General features: G+C 30.6%; 12 protein-coding genes. 11 read left to right on the forward strand and 1 reads right to left on the reverse strand.

The window, feature by feature from the left end; translation table 11 throughout:
* The first annotated feature begins 199 nt into the window (after positions 1-199).
* From QIA19_RS03965 to QIA19_RS03985, 5 genes are all read left to right on the forward strand, one after another.
* A complete protein-coding gene (locus tag QIA19_RS03965; RefSeq protein ID WP_301365980.1) occupies positions 200-1,810 on the forward strand; it encodes an ABC transporter ATP-binding protein in 1,611 nt (536 codons plus the stop codon).
* A complete protein-coding gene (locus QIA19_RS03970) occupies positions 1,811-2,962 on the forward strand; it encodes an ABC transporter permease (RefSeq protein WP_301365982.1) in 1,152 nt (383 codons plus the stop codon).
* The gene (locus QIA19_RS03975) at positions 2,934-3,860 is read left to right on the forward strand and encodes an ABC transporter permease (protein WP_301365984.1); all 927 of its coding nucleotides are present in this window, start codon (positions 2,934-2,936) and stop codon (positions 3,858-3,860) included. The genes QIA19_RS03970 and QIA19_RS03975 overlap by 29 nt, the downstream gene beginning before the upstream one ends.
* A 154-nt stretch (positions 3,861-4,014) precedes the next feature.
* Complete coding sequence (locus QIA19_RS03980) at positions 4,015-6,276, forward strand: methyl-accepting chemotaxis protein (protein WP_301365986.1); 2,262 nt, start codon at positions 4,015-4,017, stop codon at positions 6,274-6,276.
* A gap of 30 nt (positions 6,277-6,306) precedes the next feature.
* Positions 6,307-8,208 carry a methyl-accepting chemotaxis protein gene (locus QIA19_RS03985; protein WP_301365988.1) on the forward strand — a complete coding sequence of 634 codons (1,902 nt, stop codon included), beginning with the start codon at positions 6,307-6,309 and terminating at the stop codon, positions 8,206-8,208.
* A gap of 42 nt (positions 8,209-8,250) precedes the next feature.
* On the opposite strand, the gene mnmA is transcribed toward QIA19_RS03985, so the two are convergent.
* Positions 8,251-9,318, reverse strand: coding sequence for a tRNA 2-thiouridine(34) synthase MnmA (gene mnmA / locus QIA19_RS03990; RefSeq protein ID WP_301365990.1), 1,068 nt, complete (start codon positions 9,316-9,318; stop codon positions 8,251-8,253).
* 93 nt (positions 9,319-9,411) lie between these two features.
* Between mnmA and QIA19_RS03995 the strand changes: the two genes are divergently transcribed.
* From QIA19_RS03995 to mvk, 6 genes are read left to right on the forward strand one after another with little or no spacing between them, the layout of a single operon-like run.
* Positions 9,412-10,635, forward strand: coding sequence for a hydroxymethylglutaryl-CoA synthase (locus QIA19_RS03995; protein WP_301365992.1), 1,224 nt, complete (start codon positions 9,412-9,414; stop codon positions 10,633-10,635).
* On the forward strand, positions 10,619-11,683 hold the full coding sequence (gene fni / locus QIA19_RS04000) for a type 2 isopentenyl-diphosphate Delta-isomerase (RefSeq protein ID WP_301366242.1): 1,065 nt from the start codon (positions 10,619-10,621) through the stop codon (positions 11,681-11,683). Before QIA19_RS03995 ends, fni begins: the two co-directional genes overlap by 17 nt.
* Positions 11,673-12,941, forward strand: a complete 1,269-nt coding sequence (locus QIA19_RS04005; protein ID WP_301365994.1) for a hydroxymethylglutaryl-CoA reductase, degradative — start codon at positions 11,673-11,675, stop codon at positions 12,939-12,941. The genes fni and QIA19_RS04005 overlap by 11 nt, the downstream gene beginning before the upstream one ends.
* Positions 12,925-13,863, forward strand: coding sequence for a diphosphomevalonate decarboxylase (gene mvaD / locus QIA19_RS04010; protein WP_301365996.1), 939 nt, complete (start codon positions 12,925-12,927; stop codon positions 13,861-13,863). The genes QIA19_RS04005 and mvaD overlap by 17 nt, the downstream gene beginning before the upstream one ends.
* On the forward strand, positions 13,854-14,807 hold the full coding sequence (locus tag QIA19_RS04015) for a GHMP family kinase ATP-binding protein (RefSeq protein WP_301365998.1): 954 nt from the start codon (positions 13,854-13,856) through the stop codon (positions 14,805-14,807). Before mvaD ends, QIA19_RS04015 begins: the two co-directional genes overlap by 10 nt.
* Positions 14,801-15,694 carry a mevalonate kinase gene (mvk, locus tag QIA19_RS04020; protein WP_301366000.1) on the forward strand — a complete coding sequence of 298 codons (894 nt, stop codon included), beginning with the start codon at positions 14,801-14,803 and terminating at the stop codon, positions 15,692-15,694. Before QIA19_RS04015 ends, mvk begins: the two co-directional genes overlap by 7 nt.
* Positions 15,695-15,696 lie beyond the last annotated feature (2 nt).

Below are 15,696 nucleotides of genomic sequence, written 5' to 3' on the forward strand. Positions count from 1 at the left end.
TAACATTAATTTGCTCTCTTTATTAAGGTTTTTTATTTTAAGCATTTTTTATTTATTAGTAATTAATTTTTATAGATAATTAATTTTGTTTATTAAAATTTAAAATGCTATTGAAAATATAAACTTTAAGCTTTATTATATTTCATTAGAATAGAATATTGTAAGTCATTTGTTTGATATTTATTAGGATTAAAATTTGATGAAAGAAGATGTACTGGTATTAGAAAATATTACAAAAAAGTATGGTGATTTTATTGCCAATGATAATGTTTCTATTAAATTTAAGGCGGGCGAAGTTCATGCTATTCTTGGAGAAAATGGTGCTGGAAAGACTACCTTAATGAAAACTATTTATGGGATTCATCAAGTAAATAGCGGTCGAATTATTTTAAAAGGTCAAGAAATGAACTTTAAGGATTCAAGCGAAGCTATTCGAAATGGGATTGGAATGGTTTTCCAACACTTTATGTTAATTCCGCAATTTACTGCTGTTCAAAACATTATTTTGGGATATGAAAATTCAAAATTTGGTTTTCTTGATTACAAACAAGCTAGAAAAAAGATAAGTTCTCTTTCGGAAAAGTATGGTTTAAAGATAGATTTAGAAAAAAGGGTTGAAGACTTGAGTGTTGGCATGGAGCAAAAAATAGAGATATTGAAAGTTCTTTATCGAAATGCAGATATTATTATTTTTGATGAACCTACAGCAGTGCTTGCTCCAAGTGAAGTTGATGATTTTATGAATATTTTAAAGGTACTCACCCAAGAGGGTCATACTGTAATACTTATTACCCATAAAATAAAAGAAATTAGATCTATTGCAAAGAAATGTACAATTATGCGTCTTGGGAAGGTTGTAAAAACTGTTAATATTGCTAATATTGATGACAAAGATCTTACAAAATTAATGATAGGAAAAGAAGTTACACTTCGCTCATCTAAAATTAAATTTGAAAATCATTTTAATATTCTTGAAATAAAGAATTTAAGTGTTAAAGATGAAAGAGGAGTTTTAAAAGTTAAAGACGTTAATCTTGATCTGAAAAATGGAGAAATTCTTGGGATATCAGGTATTGAGGGGAGCGGCCAGGAGGATTTAGTTGATGCAATTTTGGGCTTGAAAAGCATATTTAAGGGTGATATTTTGAAAAAAAATTCTTCGGGGAATTTGGAATCTTTAAAAGGTTTAACTATTAAACAAAGAATAGATAAAAAAATTGGCAATATTCCTTCGGACAGGCAAAAACACGGCCTTATTTTAGAATTCAATGTTATGCAAAATATTGGACTTAAGAGCTTTGATAATCCTGATTATTTGAGATTAAAAACAATTCATTCGAAGAGTAATTTTTATTTAAAATTCAATTTTTTCAATTTTATTAAAAGACAATTCAATAAGTTTAAAAGACAATTTGTGGGGTTTGATCTTAATATTTTAAGAAAATTGAGCAATCAACTTGTAAGTTATTTTGATATTAGACCAAGAGATATTTTAAGCAAGGTAAAGCATTTATCCGGAGGTAATCAACAAAAAGTTATTATTGCTCGTGAGATTAGTTTAGAGCCAGATATTCTTTTGGCTATTCAGCCTACAAGAGGCCTTGATGTTGGAGCTGTTGAGAATATTTACAAAAGAATAATAGAGCAAAGAGATGCGGGTAGATCTGTTTTATTGGTTTCTCTTGAACTTGATGAGCTTGTTAATGTTTGTGACAGGATAGCCGTAATGCATGGTGGAAGGATAGTGGGCATTTTAGAGGACAATTTTGATATTGATGTTATTGGTAAAATGATGATAGGCTTAAGCTAAATGACAATTAGTAAAAACGTATTTAGTAAATTTATTTTGAAATTTTTAAATTCTTCAGCATTTGTTAGTGTATTTGCTCTATTTGTTGGATTTTTAATTGTTGGGCTGGTGGTGATGGGGCTTGGTCATTCTCCTTTTAGAATGTATTTTATAATATTAGAAATTATTTTTTCTTCTCCCAAACATTTAGGTTATGTTTTAAGTTATGCAGCTCCTTTGATTTTTACAGGTCTTTCTATTGGTATTTCTTTAAAAGCGGGACTTTTTAATATTGGGGTTGAAGGTCAGTTTATACTAGGATCTATTGTTGCTTTAATAGCATCAGTTTTACTTGATTTGCCCCCAATTTTACATGTAATTACTATTTTTATTATTACTTTTTTAGCCTCAGGCAGTTTAGGAATTTTAATCGGATATTTAAAAGCCAAATTCAATATTAGCGAAGTGATTTCAGGAATAATGTTTAATTGGATATTATTTCATTTAAATAATATAATTTTAGATTTTAGTTTTATTAAAAGAGATAATAGTGATTTTTCAAAACCCATTAAAGAAAGCGCATATATTGATTTTTTAGGTTCTTGGAAGCTCTCACCAGAAGGTCTTGCTTATAGATCTTCTCATCCTTTTGTTAATGAGCTTTTAAAAGCGCCTCTTCATTTTGGAATAATTTTAGGCATAATTTTTGCTATTTTAATATGGTCTTTGCTTAATAAAACTATTATTGGATTTAAAATAAATGCCACAGGAAGTAATATTGAAGCTTCAAGATGTATGGGTATTAATGTTAAAGCTGTGTTAATTTTTTCAATGTTTCTCTCAGCAGCTGTTGCAGGTCTTGCTGGTGCTATTCAACTTATGGGCGTTAATAAAGCTATATTTAAGCTTTCTTATATGGAAGGAATTGGTTTTAATGGGATAGCCGCTTCTCTTATGGGAAACAATTCACCAATTGGCATAATATTTTCTAGCATTCTTTTTTCTATATTACTTTATGGAAGCAGTAGAGTTCAAAGTTTAATGGGTCTTCCATCTTCAATTGTATCTTTGATGATGGGAATAATTGTTCTTGTAATTTCTGCTAGCTATTTTTTAAATAAAATTGTTTTAAAAGGTGTTAAGCGTGTCAAATATAATAATATTCTTGATTAGTGAAACTCTAATAAATTCTCAAACCTTAATTTTAGCTGGTCTTGGAGGTCTTATAAGCGAGAAAAGTGGGATTATTAATATTGGACTTGAAGGAATAATGACAATAGGAGCATTTTCAGGAGCTACAGTTGCATATTTTACAAATGATCCATTGTTTTCAATTTTTGCTGGTGGGCTAGCAGGGCTTGTTCTTGCTATTTTGCACGCTGTTTTTACAATTTTTTTAAAATCAGATCAAGTTATAACTGGAATGGCACTTAATTTTTTAGGACCTGCTATTGCTGTTTTTATAAGCACTTTGATTTTTTCTTCTATTTCAACTCCGCCTATAGAAATAAAGTTGCCGATACTTTTTGATGGAATTTTAAACAAAACATCTTTTATTTTTCAAATTTTTGGTAAAAGATATTCTGTATACATTGCAATCCTAAGTGTGGTTTTATTTCATATTGTTTTCAAATACACTAAAATTGGGCTTAGAATTAATGCAAGTGGTGAAAATCCAGAGGTATTAGAGTCTGTTGGAGTTAGTGTAAATAAAATTAGATTTTTTTGCGTTCTTTTGAGTGGTTTTTTAGCAGGGGTTTCAGGTGCTGTTCTTACAACGGTGGTTGCATCAAGTTATGTGCAAGGGGTTACAGGTGGACAAGGTTTTATTGCTATTGTAATGTTAATTTTTGGAAAATGGACGCCTTTGGGAGTTTTAATAGGCAGTTTTTTGTTTTCATTTGTGAAAACTTTGGCAATTGTTTTGGCTCAATTGCCCTTTTTTTCTTTAATAATGCCTCCCAAAATGTTAGTTATTACTCCATATTTAATTATTATTCTAAGTCTTATATTTTTTTCAAAAAGAAATTATGCGCCTAAGTTCTTAGGAATACCCTATAAAAAGCATTAGCAGTTAATAATAGTTTATAATTTGGTTTTCATGTTGTGAAAATTCTTTTAATTTTTTGAGAGTTTTTGATTTTTTGCTGTAAATTTTTTTTTGATACCCTTTGATCTTTAGTTTGTTTGATTAAATAAGTAGGTGATTTGTGAGGTAGTTTATTATGTTATTGAAGCTTAAATACAGGTTTGTTGGATTTTTATTATTGTTTTTAATTTTCATACTGTTTCTTTTTTCCACGATTTTTAATTTTGTTTTATGCGGTTATTTAGAAGATTATTATAAGCAGCTTACAAGGGCGCAAGTAAGAAGAGCAGCTTTTTCTTTGCAATCTTTTTTAGACACCCTGTATGTCATAATCAATGGTGCAGCTTCTAATTTGGCACTTGAAACCATATCAGAATTTGCAATGTCTGAGAATAGAGGAAAAGATTTCTCTGAGTCGGAATTGATAGATTTAAGAAAAAATCCAAAATTTGTTATTGACTCTGTAAAGGTGAGCAAAAAATATCGACAATACTTATACAATTTTATGGCCAATCTTAAAAATGATACCTTTTTTGAAGAATTCGCTTTTTTTGATTTTGAAGGGAGAATAATTGTTAGCACAAGGCATGAGAATAATATGGATTTTGGCCATTCTGAGGCTAATACCAATTATTTTAAAAAAGCTATTGAGGATTATAGGCAAAACCAATTAAAATTTATAGGTTGGTATTCAAATCTTTCCGAAGGAATATCCGCAGAAGTTGCTATTAGGTCTAAACAAAGCGAAAAAAAAGCTTTTGCAATAATTGTACCTGTATATTCCCCAGAAGATAAACTTGTTTGTGGATATTTGGCCGGATATTTACTTAATGATATTGTAGCAGATAGTTTTGATAGATTTAGATTTGGTTTTTATAAAAGAGGCAATTTTATTTATGTGGATCCCAACAATATAGCAGTTAATCCTTTTGAAGAATACAATGAAACCAGCAGGGTTAGTTCTAAATTTTTAAATATTCTTAAAGATGTTTTCTCTAAGCCACCTTTTCCATCAAACATTGCCAGTGAAGTGTCGGTTTACACTATTGATAGAATACTTTTGTCCGAAATGGGAGAAGATTGTTATTATGCAATGTTGCCCATAAGTAGTAAATTGGGAGAAAAGAGTGGAATACTTATTGCTAGGCTTCCTTATAAAGATATTTACGGAGTAATATCTAGCCTAAGATTTCAGTATATTTTATATTCTGTCTTAGGCATTATAGCATTAAGTATTGTTCTTTCAATTAGAATAGACAGGATTATTAGTTTTCGTTTAAACGCAATTAGAGTTCTAGTTCAAGATATGGTTAAGGGCGATTTAGATAAAGATTATGCTCTTGATGATGATGAGAATACTCTTGATGAGCTTGGCATGTTAAGTCTCCAGGTTGTTAAAATGAAAAAAGCTATTTCTGTAGCAATTTCTAGTGTTTTGAGAAATATTAGCTATGTAAATAAGGCAAGTTTAGAAGTTGCCAGTTCAAGTCAAAATTTAAGCTCTAGCGCATTACAACAGGCATCTGCTCTTGAAGAAATGTCAGCTAATGTTGAGCAAATAGCCTCAGGTGTCAACATGAGCGCCAATAATTCTTATGAAACAGAACAAATAGCTTTAAAGACGAATGAAAATTCTCAGATAGGTGGTAGGGCCGTTGAAGAATCTGTTATTGCTATGCAAGACATTGTAGAAAAAGTTAGCGTTATTGAAGAGATAGCTAGAAAAACCAATTTACTTGCTTTGAATGCGGCTATTGAAGCTGCAAGAGCAGGAGATGAAGGAAAGGGATTTGCTGTTGTGGCTAGTGAGATTAGAAAGTTGGCTGATTTGAGTAAAATTTCTGCTCTTGAGATCGGGGAGTTAGTTGAAGATAACTCTAAGGTAGCAACTGAAGCGGGAGTGATCTTTAAAGAAATGCTACCTGAAATTGAAGAAACGGCTAATCTTGTTAAGAAGATTTCAGAAGGTAGCTCTAAGCAAAGCGATCAGATTGCTCAATTTAAAATGGCTTTAGATCAGGTCGGAGAAGTTGTTCAATCTTCAGCTTCAAGCAGCGAGCAGCTTTCTAGTATGTCTGATAAAATGTTAGAAAAGTCTAAGGAACTTAGAAGATCTGTATTATTTTTCAAAATTAAAGATTCTAAAATTGAAAATCCAGAAAATGATGATTATGATTTCAGGTTAATAGATTGTCCTGAAAATTCTTTTAAAGATGAAAATCAAAATTTGAAAAGCAATGGAATTTCTACTTCAAATGGCAGTGGGCACAATAATTATTCTTTAGATATTGAGAGCGAACCTTCTGTAAGAACTATTAATAAGCGAGTTGATCCTAAAAAAGCTATCGATATTGCTGATAAGGATTTAAATTTTGATGATGATTTTTCAGAGTTTTAGAATTTATTTTTTGTAAAAGAGGTGGTTAGTATGAAGCTTAAAGCTAGGATGTTGCTACTTGTTCTTATTCTGATAGCATTCTTTATATCAATTTTGTTTTTTGTTTTTGGAATGCTTATTAATAGTAAATTGGTGGATCAGCAGTTTAATCTTATGATAAATCTTATTGGAAGCATTAGAAGTTCTTTTAACCTTTATATCTCTTCAATGGAGGAGAAAGTTAGGGTTAGTTCTATGTATTTCAACTCTGCTGAAAAATTTAATGAGGCTAGTAAAATTAAATCCAAAAGGTTGAGCTTTATTTCAGATCAATCTGAAATTCTTATTCAAACCGGTAGTAATATGATGGTTACAGATAAAGAAGGTAAAATAGTTTTTACTACGGCGGTTAAGGATAATAGTGATTTTGGCAAATCTATTGGGGATAGAGAATATTTTACAAAACTTAAAGAGTCTAATAGTATTGTTTACAATTCCTTTGTCATGTTGGCAGATTCCGGGTCTATTGAAGAGTCTTTACTTAAAGATATCTCCAAGATAAAAAATAAAAAAGGTCAGATTCCTTACATATTAATAGGTATGCCATTAAGAGATTTTGAAACAGATGACATTTTTGGTTATTTTATGTTTCTTTATTCAATGGATTATATATATAGGTCTTTTAGAGGGATTAATTTTGGAATACTCTCTAGCGGTCGTGCTCTAGCTTATGATACTACGGGTAGATTATTGGTTCATCATACAGTATTGCCAGGTGATATTTTGACTGATATTAGTGCTTCTTATTCCAATATTATTAAGAAAACATCTGAAGATTTATTGCAAAAGAATAAAGAAATTTCAACTGTTTATTATTATGATCCTAAAAGCAATAAGAAATATGTGGGAATTAGTCAAAAGGTGTTATTAAATTTGTCTAATAATAGATTTATTCTTTTAATGAGAACTTCAGAGGACGACTTTTATTACATGTCGCGAGCTACAACTATAATCTTAGCAATTAGTTTTGTATTTACATTACTTATGCTTGCTATTGCAACTCTTTATCTTGTGAAAAAGTTAAGCTCTTCTTTGAATAAGATACTAGAATATTCTGAGCGACTTGCTTCTGGTAATTTTACTGCTGATATTAATTTTGGCAAATGGGATACTGTAGAGCTTTACAGTTTGTACGAAGGGCTTGAGCAATTGAGAACCAATTTTTCTTCAGTTGCAAAAGGAGTTATTGAAAATCTAGATTACCTTTATGAAAATGCGATTCAAATAGCAAATGCAAGCCAGAATTTAAGTTCTGGTGCTGTTGAGCAGGCTTCTACTTTAGAGCAAATGACAGCAAATATTGAGCAAATTTCACAAGGTGTTTCTGAGAATACTGAAAATGCAGCTACTACTGAAAAAATTGCTGTTAATACTAATGAAAGGACTAAAGAGGGACATAAATCTGTTGTTAAGGCTATTGAGGCAATGACTGTAATTACTGAAAAAATTGGAATTATTGATGAGATAACAAGGCAAACCAATTTGCTTGCTTTAAATGCCTCTATTGAAGCTGCACGAGTGGGAGAAAAAGGCAAGGGGTTTGAAGTGGTAGCTGCTGAGGTTAGAAAGCTTGCAGATCAAAGCAAAGAATCGGCAAGAGAGATTATTGATATTGCAAACAGAAGTTTAACTGTTGCAAGTCGTGCTGGGGAAAATTTTGAACAAATAGTTCCTGGTATGGAACAAACAGCCAGACTTGTAAAAAATATTTCTAATGAAAGTTATAAGCAAAGTGTTCAAATAGAGCAATTTAAAAATGCAATAGAGCAGGTTAGTCAGTTAGTCCAAACTACAGCCTCAAGCAGTGAAGAGCTTTCTGCAATGTCTGAAAAGATGTTAGAGAGCGTAAAAGATTTAAAAGAATCTGTTGATTATTTTAAGATCGAAAAGTAAGTAGAAGATTGAAAAATCTTCTCTAACTTTTTTGTCGGATTATTATTCTATGATTTTAAAAATTTTAGCACCCCCCAGGCATTCTGTATTTTTATAAAAAATTGCAAATTGTCCTGGGGAGATTCCTTGATCTTTTTTGTTTAAAGAAATTTCCATTAATTTATTTGTAATAAGTTTTAATTTGCATGAGTATTTCTTTTCGCCATGTCTTATTTTAATTTTGAAATTTTCAAAGTTCGTAGGTGTGTCGTTTATCCAATGTATTTCGTGAACTAAAAATTTGCGTTTTGCTTGTTTTAAATAATTTTCGTTATGGGATATGTATATAATATTTTTTTCTAGATCTTTTTCTATGACGAACCATGGCCCGTTGCTAAGCTTTATTCCTCTTCTTTGTCCAGCTGTAAAAAACCAATATCCGTTGTGAATTCCTATTATTTTTCCTGTTTCTTTTTCAATTATATTCCCCTTTTTCTCTCCAAGATGGTATTTGATAAATTCGTTATATTTAATTTTTCCTAAAAAGCAAATACCCTGACTATCTTTTCTATCTTTGTTGGGTAAATTTATGCTTTTAGCTATTTGCCTTACTTCGCTTTTAAGTAATGTGCCTAAGGGGAAGTATAGTTTTGACAATTGTTTTTGAGAGAGATGAGATAAAAAGTAGCTTTGGTCTTTAATTTTATCTTTTGCCTGTTTTAACAAAAATTTACTTTCTTTTCTTTGTATTTTGGCGTAATGTCCTGTTACAACCAAATCATATTGGCTATTGATTTTCTCAAAAAATGCTCCAAACTTTATCCTTTGATTACAAAAAATATCTGGACTTGGGGTATTTCCATTTTTAAGTTCTTCAATGGTATAGCTTACTACTTTGTTATAATATTCTTTTTGAAAGTTTATTATTTCATATGGTACATTAAATTTGTTGCATATAGCTTCAACATAATTTAAGTCTTCTTGCCAAGGGCAGTTTCCAATATAAGACAGTTCATCTTCAACCCAGATTTTTAAATAGTAGCATTTTATATTTGAATATCCTTTGTTTATAATTCTATAAAGGGCAACAGAGCTGTCGACTCCTCCAGATAAAAGTACGGCTATTTTCATAAACTTCCATTTTTAGGTTTTATTATATAAGATTTTGCTAATTTTTGTAAATTATAATATAATACTTAAGGCCATTAATTCATTGAGGAGTATATGAAAATAGGTATTAGTGATGTTAGAATTTTTTTACCTTTAAATTATTTAGATTTTTCTGTTCTTTTGGAAAATCCTTTATATTCTTCTAATGAAGTTTTTTTTAAAAAAATCAAGAGAGCAATAGATGCAACCTTGCAAAAAGGTTTTAGGTTTACCAGTCCTAATGAGGATAGTGTAACCATGGCAAGTTCGGCTGTTAAGCTTATTTTTGATAACAATAATCTTGATTTAAGCAAAATTAGAATGCTTTTGGGTGGAACTGAGACAGGCGTTGATCATTCAAAGGCCATTTCTTCCTATGTTTTTGGAGCTTTAAAGCAATCTGGTATTTGTCTGGGAAATAATTTTCTAACTTTCCAGGTTCAACATGCGTGTGCTGGTGCTGCTATGTCTTTGCACACTGTGGCAAGTGTTTTAAGCCATTCCAATAATTCTGAATACGGCATAGTTTTTTCTTCAGATATTGCGCATTATAGCAATCTTACTACGGCTGAGATTACCCAAGGAGCCGGCGCAACTGCAATTTTGATTGAAAAAAATCCAAAGCTACTTTCGATCAATTTATCTGAATTTGGAGTTTATACCGATGATGTTGACGATTTTTTTAGGCCTTTTGGAAGTGTTGAGGCTAAGGTGCGAGGTCAGTATTCAGTTGAATGTTACAATAATGCAAACGAAAATGCTTTAAGAGATTTTGCTTTCAAAAAGCAACTTAGTATGAAAGATTTATTTTCTAATTATAGGTTTGTTTTGCATGTTCCTTTTGCTAAAATGCCAATAGATTCAATGCATTATATTTTGAAAAAATATTATAGTGATAACGAATCTGTTAGAAATGCTTATTTAGAATCAATAGATTTTTACGATGGAGTTGAAGCTGCTATGGAAGTGGGAAATTTGTATACAGGTTCAATTTTTTTGTCTTTAGCATTTTATTTAAAAAGAGTATTTTCCAAGAAAGATATTACAGGGGAAAAGATATTGTTTTGTTCTTATGGATCTGGCAATATTATGATTATTTATGAACTTACCATCGAAAAGAGTGCTTTTGATGTTATTAAATTATGGGATCTTGAAGGTCTTATAAAAAATAGAAATAATGCAAATTTTGAAGAATATAAAGATTTTTTTCAAAATAAAATAGTTCCTGGTGAATCCAGGGGATTTTATTTAAAAGAACTAAGGAATGATGGATACCGAGTTTATGGGTATCGAGCCTAATATATTAGAAAATAAAAAAAGGCATATTGAGATTTGTTTAAATAAAAACGATGTTAAAAGTGGCTGTAATTTCTTAAAGTTTATTAAGCTAAAACACAATGCTCTTAGTGATTTTAATTTTTCCGAGATAAACATAAAAGAAGAGATATTTGGATACAATATTAGCATGCCCGTTTTTATTTCTTCCATGACAGGAGGCAGTAAAGAGGGGAATGACTTTAATAAGTCTTTAGTTAGAATTGCAAATGATTTAAAAATTCCTATGGGTTTAGGTTCTTTTAAGCTTTTGTTTAAGTATCCCGAGTACATAAGAGACTTTGCTCTTAAAAGGTATGCTCATAATATTCCTTTGTTTGCCAATATTGGTGCTGTTCAGATTGTTGAGTTTGGTATTTCTAAAATAGCTGAAATGATTAAAAGATTAGAAGTTGATGCAATTATTGTTCATCTTAATGCAGGACAAGAATTGATGAATGTTAATGGAGACAGAAATTTTAAAGGAATAAGAGAGTCAATAGCTAAATTGTCAGACTTTTTAAGTGTTCCATTGATTGTCAAAGAGACAGGTTTTGGAATTTCGCCAAAAGACGTTAAGGAATTGTTCAGCCTTGGCGTTTCTTATGTTGATCTTTCAGGGAGTGGTGGAACTAATTGGATTTTAGTAGAAGGCATGAAGAGTAATAATCTGAACATTGCATCTTGTTTTTCTGATTGGGGTATACCTTCGATTTTTACTTTACTTAGTGTTGATGATTTTCTAAAGGCTAATATTTTTGCATCTGGTGGATATGAGACGGGCATGGATATTGCTAAAGGCATTGCCCTTGGAGCTAGGCTTATAGGTGTTGCAGCAGTTGTTCTTAGGGCTTTTTATGATTCAGGAGAAGATGCTGTATTTAGTCTTTTTTCTGATTATGAGCATGTTTTAAAAATGTCTATGTTTTTAAGTGGAAGCAAAAGTTTATCAGAGCTTAGAAATAATAAGTATTTTTTGAGTAGTTATTTGCTTGATGAACTTGGAGTTTTTAAGCAGTTTTATGGAACTTAGTAAAAATTTTAGACATAAAAGCGTTTTAGAAAAAAGGCAAGAGATAAAAAGTTTTTTGGAATTATCTTATAAAGATTTTTTTTATAATAATGCCAATGAAGATTTTCTTTTTAATATGATAGAAAATTATATTGGATATTTATCTTTTCCTATTGGAATTGTAAAAAATTTGAAAATAAATGGCAAATACTATTCTTTGCCAATTGCAACAGAAGAATCTTCTGTTGTTGCTGCCCTAAATTTTGCGGCAAAGATTCTTGAAAATGCTAATTTGAGGTATTCTTTGGGTGAAGTGTTGGGAATTTCTCAAATTTATATAAAATCGGAAAAAGATTTAAGCAAAATTTTTGTTGACCTTGGTGATAAAATTAAGACTTGGGTTGGTCCCCTTTTAACTAATATGAATCAAAGGGGGGGTGGATTTAGAAGGTTGTCAACTAGGTACATTAAAGAGCTAGGTATTCAAAAATTAAATCTTTATGTGGATACTTGTGATGCTATGGGTGCTAATTTGCTAAACTCAATTGCAGAGCGTGTAGCAGAATATATTTTTTTAGAATTCGGATATGCGTGTGTTTTAAAAGTTTTAAGTAATGATATTAGTGAATTTACAGCCAAAGCCCGTTTTGTTTTAGATTTTAAGCATTTGCTACCGGGTAAAGAGGATTCTTGGAATTTGGCTAAAAAAATTGAACTTATTTCTAGTATAGGTTTTTACGAAGAGGAGCGAGCTGTTACTAATAATAAAGGCATTATGAATGGAATTACAGGGGTGTGTCTTGCAACTTTTAATGACACAAGAGCTCTTGAGGCTTCTGTCCATAAATTTGCTTCAAAAAGCGGTAAATATCTCCCCCTTAGTAAATTTTATACCACTGACAATGCTTTAGTTGGAGAAATTGAAATTCCTTTGCAAGTTGGAACTAAAGGTGGGGTTATATCTTTTAGTGAAGCGTCAATTTTAAGTTTTAAAATTATGAATGTAAATAGTAAGAGCGAATTTATTGGTATTCTCTCTTGTGTTGGACTTGCTAGTAATTTTGCAGCATTAAGGGCTCTTGCATTTAATGGGATTCAAAAGGGTCACATGAGATTGCATGTTAATAAAATACTTTGCCTTTTAAAGACAAAATATAATATTTCTGATTTTGAAAAAGACAAATTATTATTGGAAATGGAAAGAATGAATATTTATTCTTTTGATTTTGCTTTTAAAATTTTGAAGAAAATAAGGTTAGAGAATGAAAATAAAGTGTAAAGTTCATGCAAGTTTGGCTTTAATTAAATATTGGGGGAAGAAGGATGTTTTTTTAAACATTCCAGCGACTTCCAGTCTTGCTGTTAGTGTTGACAAGTTTTATTCAATAAGTGAGCTTGAACTTTCAAATCGAGATGAAATAATTTTAAATTCAAAGCCAGTTATATTAAAAAATAGAGAAAAGATATTTTTTGATTATGCAAGAAAAATTCTTAATGAACCAAATGTTAGATTTAAAATTAAAAGTAAAAACAATTTCCCGACAGCAGCAGGCCTTGCAAGTTCAAGTTCAGGTTTTGCTTCTATTGCTGCTTGTATTTTGAAATATTTTAATAAATATTCTTGTAATAGCGCATCTAATCTTGCAAGAGTGGGATCAGCTTCTGCGGCAAGGGCCATTTACGGGGGGTTTACTATTTTAAAAGAGGGTTCAAAAGAATCTTTTCAATTAAGAGATCAATCTTATTTTAATGATTTGCGAATAATATTTGCCATAATTGATAGTAATGAAAAAGAATTGTCTTCAAGAGCTGCAATGAATATTTGCAAACGGCATGAATTTTATTATGATGCTTGGATTGCCTCTAGTAAAAAGATTTTTAAAGACGCTTTATATTTTTTTTTAAAAAAAGATTTTATACATTTTGGAGCAACCATTGTAAAAAGTTATCAGAATATGTTTGCCTTAATGTTTGCATCTTCTATTTTTTATTTTAAAAATAGTACAATAGATTTAATTAGGTATGCTGCTGATTTGAGAAATGAGGGGATTTTTGTATTTGAGACAATGGATGCAGGCCCCCAAGTAAAGTTTCTTTGTTTGGAGGAAAATTTAAATACTATTTTAAAAGGACTTAAGCAAAATTTTACTGGCATTAATTTTATTGTTTCAAAGGTTGGGTGTGACTTAGAATGGATCTGATTAGTTTTTCTGTGCCCGGAAATTTACTTTTAATGGGGGAGTATGCTATTTTAGAGGAAAAGGGATTGGGGTTGGCAATTGCCATCAACAAGAGAGCATTTTTTTCTTTTAAAAAGAGCGATTCTTGGCGCTTTTTTAGTAAAAAGAAAGAAATAGACGATTTTTCTTTAATAGAAAATAGAAGCGATTTTGTTTTTAAAATGTTTGTTTACTTGAGTCAAAATTGTTTTTTTAATCTAGAGAATTTTGCATATGATGTATATATTGATACAAGTAATTTTTTCTTTAATGATGGAACTAAAAAAGGATTTGGTTCAAGTGCTGTCGTTGCTATTGGCATAGCGTGTGGGCTTTTTTTAATTCACAATGCTATCAATGTTGTTGAGAAAGATGAAATTTTTAAATATTGCTTGGAAGCTTACAGGTATTCTCAAGGAGGAATAGGTAGTGGATATGATATTGCTACTAGTATTTTTGGGGGTGTTGTTGAGTTTGAAGGCGGCTTTAATCCTAAATGCAGGCAGCTGGGTGGTGTAGAGTTTAATAATTTTTATTTGATGCAGGGTTTGCAAGCAATTAAAACTACTGCGTCTATTTATGAATACAATAAACATAGAGATTCTATTTTAGATTTTATATTGAAATGCAATTTGGAGATGAAAAAGCTTGTTTTAAATGTTAGCAATTCTAAATCCGCATTAATTTCTAGTTTAAGAAGGGCTAAAGAATTGGGATTGGCAATTGGAGAGGCAATAGGAGTTTCGGCAGCTTTGCCTTCAAGTTTTGATCACCTTTTAGGTCAATGTGATTTGATTAAAGCTTTGGGAGCCGGAAATGAAACTTTTTTAGTTTACAGGCCCAATATTGAAGCTTTCGATTTGTCAAAAATTATTCCAATTGTTTTAGAGTATGAAGGCATTAAGTTTGAAAGCGATAGATGTTAAGAATAAGAAAGCCTGCTAAAATATTGTTCTTAGGCGAACATAGTGCTGTTTATGGGTTTCCGGTTATTGGAGCTACAGTTCCAATTTACATGGACCTGGTTTATAGTACATCTAAAAATTGGAAATATTTAGGAAAACCCAGTACAAGATTAAATAGCCTTATAAGTTTTATTGTTTCAAATTATAACAAAGTTAATCCCATTGAGTTTGATATAATTTCTGAAATTCCTATTGGAGTTGGCCTTGGTTCTTCTGCTAGTCTTAGTTTATGTTTTGCAGAATATATTACAAGTCATTTTGAATATAAGGATTGTAATAAAATTTTGTTGGCAAATCAAATTGAAAACATTTTTCATGGCAAATCTTCTGGAATGGATATTAGACTAATCGATCTTAATGGAACTTTTTATTTAGAGAAAAAAGAAGATGTTTTACATTCAAAGAAAATAAAAGATTCTGGTTTTTATTTTTTAATAGGAGCAATAAAAAGAGATTTAACAACTAAAGAAATAGTTGTTAGTTTGAAAAAACGGCTATTATCCAATGCTGATTTATTTGTTTTTATTGAAAAGCTTGGCCTTGCTGTAAGCAATTCTTATGTTTCTTTTCAGAATAAGGATGTGTATTTTTTAGCTAATGAAATGAATGTTGCACAATATTGTTTAAAGCGTTTGGGGTTGTCTAATGATACTCTTGATTGGCTGATAAGTGAGGGGATCAAATTGGGTGCTCTTTCTGGCAAGTTAAGTGGTGCTGGTAAAGGAGGAGCATTTATTTTTCTTTTTGAAAGCCTAATAAAAGCTAATACAGTGCAAAAAGAATTAAATAATATGCTTAAAGATTCTAAAATAAATTTGCTTTTACAGCTAAAGGTAATTGAGACTTAGAT

The sequence above is a fragment of the [Borrelia] finlandensis genome, assembly GCF_030438365.2.
In the GTDB taxonomy this organism is placed as follows: Bacteria; Spirochaetota; Spirochaetia; order Borreliales; family Borreliaceae; genus Borreliella; species Borreliella finlandensis.

Bases quoted from the DNA above. Each gene is read 5' to 3' on its own strand.
- QIA19_RS04005 (WP_301365994.1), top strand. From the start codon at position 11,673: ATGGAACTTAGTAAAAATTTTAGACATAAAAGCGTTTTAGAAAAAAGG.
- mvk (WP_301366000.1), top strand. From the start codon at position 14,801: ATGTTAAGAATAAGAAAGCCTGCTAAAATATTGTTCTTAGGCGAACAT.
- QIA19_RS03970 (WP_301365982.1), top strand. From the start codon at position 1,811: ATGACAATTAGTAAAAACGTATTTAGTAAATTTATTTTGAAATTTTTA.
- mnmA (WP_301365990.1), bottom strand. From the start codon at position 9,318: ATGAAAATAGCCGTACTTTTATCTGGAGGAGTCGACAGCTCTGTTGCC.
- QIA19_RS04015 (WP_301365998.1), top strand. From the start codon at position 13,854: ATGGATCTGATTAGTTTTTCTGTGCCCGGAAATTTACTTTTAATGGGG.
- QIA19_RS03995 (WP_301365992.1), top strand. From the start codon at position 9,412: ATGAAAATAGGTATTAGTGATGTTAGAATTTTTTTACCTTTAAATTAT.
- QIA19_RS03965 (WP_301365980.1), top strand. From the start codon at position 200: ATGAAAGAAGATGTACTGGTATTAGAAAATATTACAAAAAAGTATGGT.
- mvaD (WP_301365996.1), top strand. From the start codon at position 12,925: ATGAAAATAAAGTGTAAAGTTCATGCAAGTTTGGCTTTAATTAAATAT.
- QIA19_RS03985 (WP_301365988.1), top strand. From the start codon at position 6,307: ATGAAGCTTAAAGCTAGGATGTTGCTACTTGTTCTTATTCTGATAGCA.
- QIA19_RS03980 (WP_301365986.1), top strand. From the start codon at position 4,015: ATGTTATTGAAGCTTAAATACAGGTTTGTTGGATTTTTATTATTGTTT.
- fni (WP_301366242.1), top strand. From the start codon at position 10,619: ATGGGTATCGAGCCTAATATATTAGAAAATAAAAAAAGGCATATTGAG.